Source organism: Stieleria sp., from assembly GCF_041595215.1.
In the GTDB taxonomy this organism is placed as follows: domain Bacteria; phylum Planctomycetota; class Planctomycetia; order Pirellulales; family Pirellulaceae; genus Stieleria; species Stieleria magnilauensis.
Window position 1 is genome coordinate 1 of the sequence record NZ_JBFHKV010000551.1, and the last position, 5489, is coordinate 5489.

Genomic DNA, 5489 nt, shown 5'->3' on the forward strand with positions numbered 1-5489 from the left:
CACCGTCATCGATCGCCCCTTGGCGGGTATCTAGTCGCAAGTCCGCCTCGCGTGCATTGGCGTCGAACCCATGACAGGCAAAGCAGTTTTCCGACAAGATTGGCCGAATGTCGCGATCGAAACTCAACCTGTTTCCGACCGATGGCTCAGCTGCCGACTCGCCAACGAGAAAGCCGACAGAACAAATCGCGGCGAACAACGAAAGATTAAAGAACAGGCGATACATGAAGGCGGGATGACCTAAAACATAGGACGATCAAATGTGGGACTCCTCAGGTTAACCGAAACCCGACGCCATTGTCATCTCGCTTGAGAAAACTCCGTCCAGATTGGGTCCCCCCCGCACGCGAGTCGCAAATCGACTCTCCCCTGCTCCCCTCCGAGATCGAGACTCGCTCCGCTCAGTTTTTCCGTCGTCCGCTGCTGATCAACGCGTCTTCGAGAGTTTCGTCGTGGGCCAGGACTTCGTCGGTCGTTTGCGGGTCGGCTTTGCGACAGGTCTCGGTCAAGATGTCCGCGAGATCGTCCAGCGGGTCTTCCCAGGTTTCGACGGTCGTGTTCTCCGGCGGAACATTTGCCATCTCGTCGAGAAACAAGATCATCCGCAGGCAATGACGCAGCAAAATACCTTCTTCCTTTTGGAGTTTCTTTGTCGTTACGTACTTATTGAAATCGCCGTCGTAATTGAGCAACTCTCCGACGATCCAGACCGGTCGCACGCGAACGCCCTGAACTGTGGGATAATCATTTTGAAATAGACGATGAATCTTTTCACCGATCGTTAACGGCCAGACGCGTGGTTCTTCGAACATCACGCGGCCAAATCCGCGGTCCTTGACGTCCTCATCGTCGTCCTCGCCCCGCGCACCAAGCTCTTCCGGAGTCGCCAGGCCGAGCGTCAGCAACTGGGGATCCAGCCGCGTGGTTGCCAACGTTCCCGGCGGCATGTCTTCAATCCGCGGCATGCGTGTGAAGCGTGCGACGGTACCGGGAACTTCCAAGACGCTTTCGAGCGCCGCGATCCGTTCTTCGGGATCCGCAGTTGCTAACAGGTCGGCCATGTAGACGCCGAACAACGGATTGATACTGCGCAGATGAACCAAACGTTCCAATCGCGAGGTCGGGGTCGCGGTCTGCGGCCGATACGCATCCAGATCATATTGCTTGACGCGCGGCTGGTCATGGTCATCTCCACCGTCAGTCTCCGGCGGTTCCGGGGCCGACTCAGGTGCCTCGTCGCGCATTTGATCCAGCAACTCACCGAACAATCCGCCCGTGCCGGATTTCGGCTCCGCGACCTTGTCCTTCTCACCGGCGATCTTCTCACCGGCGATCTTCTTCTTAACCGGCGGTTTCGGTTGAAGATCGCTCGCAGACGCGGGAACCGGTTTGGGATCGAGCTGTAAATAGTCGGCTTGCCACATCGTGATCAGCATCCGATTCAGTTCCCGTTGCCCCTCTTCAATCTTCTTGGGCGTCAACAATCGCTTGGAGACCAGTTCACGCAGCGGCGCCACACTCGAATCCTTTCCCAGCATGTAAGCCAGCAACCGCCACGGTAATTGTCCGCGGCTGGCGAGGTCGGCCGAATCAGCCTCTTGCAGTTGAATGAACTGCTGTTCGGTCCAGTAGGTCTCGCCGGCGCGCCGCTTGGGCATCTTCTTCTTGAGCTGTTTCTTGGCTTTCAACAGTCCCGGATCTTTAGTGTCCTCGGGGATCGAGTCATACTTTTCACGCCACTTGTTCAGCTTGACGTCGTCTTCGTGGGCCAAGGCATACACGAATCCTCGATCGTCAAATTGTGGTCGTCCGGCGCGGCCAAAGATTTGTTGTGCCGAAGCGGTTTCGACCAGCTTGCGTTTGTCCTTGGGGCCTTTCAGCAAACTCGGCAAAACGACACTCCGCGCGGGCAGGTTGATGCCCGCGGCGAGTGTCTCGGTGCAAACGCACATCGCCAACAACTTGCGTTGAAACAGCTCTTCGACCATTCGACGATAGCGTGGCATGACGCCGGCGTGGTGGACCCCGACGCCGCGCATCAAAATCTGTTTCAGTTTTGGTCCCGCACCGTCCGCCATGTCGGCCGCGTTGAGGTAGTCGGCCAGTTCGGCTTGACGCTCTTTGTCGATCAGACTTTTCCCCTTGAGCATCTCGGCGACGGTCCAGCACTGAGAGCGGGAAAAACAAAACACCAGCGATGGTGTGCGCCGAATCTCGTCATCACCGGCGGCAATCTTCTCGGCAAAGTCGTTCAAGATCTCATCGCCGATCCACTCGTACTGCAACGGTACCTTTCGTTCATCGCCGGTGACCAGTTGCAGCCGGCGGTTGTGGGCACGCGACAGCCACGAGGTGAATTCCAGCGAGTTACCGACTGTCGCACTCAATAACATGGTGCGAATGTGCGCGGGCAGTAATGCCAACGTCAGCTCCCACACGATGCCGCGTTCGGGATCGTTGAACGAATGAAATTCATCCATCACCACCGACGTGACGTCCGAAAAATCAAACGCCTCGGGATTGAGCAACCGGTTGAGCAGGATTTCGGCGACGACGACCAGCACCGGCGCATCTCCATTGACGCGACGATTTCCCGTCACCAGCCCGACGCTGTCGGCGGGAAACCCCCAGCGCACCGCGCTCTCTCGCAATTCATCGAGTTTCTGATCGGTCAACGCGATCAGTGGCGTGGTGTAATACATCCGCCGCCCGGTGCGGAGCGCCTCGTAAACCGCTGCTTCGGCGATCATTGTTTTGCCGGTTCCCGTCGGCGCGCAAATCAACACGCCCTGGTCGCCGCGATCGGGGTCGCCGGCAAAGTACGCCAGCATCGCTTCTTCCTGAACCGGGTAGGGCTCATAGGGGAGCAGCGAAAAGTACTCGGTGGCAAGCGTATCGCGATCCAGGTCGCGATCGACGGTCATCTGTTTTGCTGCCGCCGAAGGGTCAACGGCGGCCGGTTCTTCGTGATTCATGCCCATGTTGTAGCATGGCGGGGTACCGCGTTGACACGGGGCAAACAGGATTGCCCCCTCGCTCAATCGTTTTTCAACGCCGTGGTGCCGACGTACAACCAGTCGGTGAACGATTCCTGAACGTGTTGATTGAAATAGGTGATTGGATGAGCCGTCGAGGAGGCAAAAACGTGCTGCATCGCGTCCCAAAGCGGCGTGTGTTCATCGTAAGACCACAAGGCAAACGCCCCTTGCTCGGTTAGATGCGCCGCGGCCTTTCGTAGGCCGTCAACTTGATAAAACGAATCGTGCTTCTTTGCCAGCTGGTCTTCGGGCGAGTGATCGACGTCGATCAAAATCACGTCGAACCGTTGCTCTGTCGGCGACGCGAGCAAGAACTCATAGATGTCGCCCTCGGAGACGTTCAGACGGTTCGATGCGTTAAGTTCCTCGGCCAGCGGAGTCATTTCGTCACGCAGCCAGCCAATGACTTGCGGCAGGTACTCGATTACCTCCACGTGGTCCACTTTTTCGAACGTCAATGCGGAATGGGCGGTGTAGCCGAGCCCCAGTCCGCCGACCAACACGCGTTGACCGCTTCCGGCGGCCTGCTGTAACGGAATGGTTGCCAATGCCCGTTCGGAATCCGTGTGCAAACTACTCATTAGAAACTCATGATTCAGCGTCACTTCCGTGACCCACTGACGCGGCTCGGACAACGTCTTACGACGCCGCAAGCAAAGGGGGCCCAAGGGAGTCTCTTCATAGGCCAGAATCTTGAGGTCGATCACCGTTTCCTACCGTTGGATGGGGAGCATTGCGCCCACCCGAACCAGCAACTGGTATGGCGGTGCCCAACGAGTTTAACGCGTCAGGCGAAACATGCGGCGGCTAAATCGTTCAAACCGACGCCTTTGCCGACTCTTCCGCTTCCCTGCCGATCAACTTGTTGGCCAGCATGCCCACGGTCAGCCCTTGAACGATGATCGAGAACACGACGACGGCGTAAGTCACCGTGACCAACAGCCCCCGGTTCATCTCGACTGGCAAACTGAGCGCCAACGCGATCGAGATGCCACCCCGTAATCCGCCCCAAGCCATGATGGTTGACGTGTGCGGCGCAAACTTCAGCCGCTTGGCAAAGAACCAGACCGGCGGGATCAACGACAGGAAGCGAGAGACCAATACGATCACGATCGCGGCCAGAGAGGCGAGAATGTACTCGGTACGCACCTCCAAGATCAACAATTCCAATCCGATCAACACGAACAGAATCGCGTTCATCAGCATGTCCATCAGCTCCCAGAACTTGTCGACATACTGTTCGGTTTGCTTGCTCATCATCGTGCCGCGAACCGTGTCGTTGCCCACAATCAGCCCCGCGACCACGATCGCCAACGGTGCGGAGAGGTGCAAGGCATGTGCGAGCGAATAGCCGCCCATCACACAGGCCAGCGTGATCATCACTTCGATCTCATAATCGTCGATCGAACGCAGCAGCAAGAACACGATGTAGCCGAGCGCCAATCCCAGCAGGATTCCGCCAAGCACCTCCTGAACGAACAATTGAACGACGCTGCCGACAGTCGTTTCGGCTTCAGCGTCGCGATCGTGGGTTTCGGCCCCCATTTCCGCCGGGGCGGTCGTATCCGTCACGGCGATCACGTTTTCGCCGGCGGCAGCGTGACCGTTGCCGTGGTCCGTCATGCCTCCGCCGGCAATGCTCATGATGGTCAAGAACACGACCACGCCGACTCCGTCATTGAACAACGATTCGCCGACAATCTTTGTCTCCAGCGCTTTCGGCACACCGGCTTTCTTCAAAATCCCCAGCACGGCAATCGGATCGGTCGGTGAAATCAAGGCACCGAACAGCAGGCAGTGAATCATTGGCACCTCCAGGCCCATCCATCCGAATACGAAGTGGACCGATACCGCGACGATGAAGGTCGATGCCAGAACCCCCAGGGTCGAAAACACGAGCACGGGCCAGCGTTGGATCCGCAATTGGTCGAAATTGGTGTGCATCGCGCCGGCGAAGAGCAAGAAACCCAGCATCACATCCAGCAAGACGGATTCAAAATCGATCGCGCCGATCAGATGCTCCGCGCTGGCGAGAAACACATCGGTGAACATCGAACTGGCGAACAGCACCAGGGTGAAAACGATCGCGATCACCATCAAGCCGATCGTGTTGGGCAGCTTTAGCAGTTTGACGTTGACGTAGCCAAACAACGCGGACAGCGCGATCACCGTCGATGCGATTGTGAACAATTCCATCGTCTGTTGATTCCTTCAAAATGAGTCATTGTGTTTCCGTTGACCTGGTCGTCCGCTGTCGTGTCGACCGAAAAATCGTCTTCGAACGTCGCCGGAAAGTGTTCGCTCTACTTGGGATCGTTGACAAGATCCACGATGGTGTGGTCAGAAGGATAACTTGTGGCGATTGACGAGTGCTCTGTCGAAACTTGAATTTAAGGTTACGTTTGTCGAACGGAATAGGGGTCAGGCTGTGACTTGCAATGCGATGAGATG

4 protein-coding genes are annotated in these 5489 nt (G+C 57.1%); all 4 read right to left on the bottom strand.

Annotation, left to right across the window (positions count from 1 at the left end; genetic code table 11):
* Nucleotides 1-226: c-type cytochrome domain-containing protein (locus ABX749_RS19815; protein WP_372897494.1), on the bottom strand; the 226-nt coding region annotated here is incomplete at its 3' end.
* 175 nt (nt 227-401) lie between these two features.
* On the bottom strand, nt 402-2975 hold the full coding sequence (locus tag ABX749_RS19820) for a DEAD/DEAH box helicase (RefSeq protein ID WP_372897495.1): 2574 nt from the start codon (nt 2973-2975) through the stop codon (nt 402-404).
* Between the two features lie 62 nt (nt 2976-3037).
* Nucleotides 3038-3745, bottom strand: coding sequence for a hypothetical protein (locus ABX749_RS19825; RefSeq protein ID WP_372897496.1), 708 nt, complete (start codon nt 3743-3745; stop codon nt 3038-3040).
* Between the two features lie 109 nt (nt 3746-3854).
* Nucleotides 3855-5234 (bottom strand): cation:proton antiporter, encoded by a 1380-nt coding sequence (locus ABX749_RS19830; RefSeq protein WP_372897497.1) that lies wholly within the window; start codon nt 5232-5234, stop codon nt 3855-3857.
* Nucleotides 5235-5489: the final 255 nt, after the last annotated feature.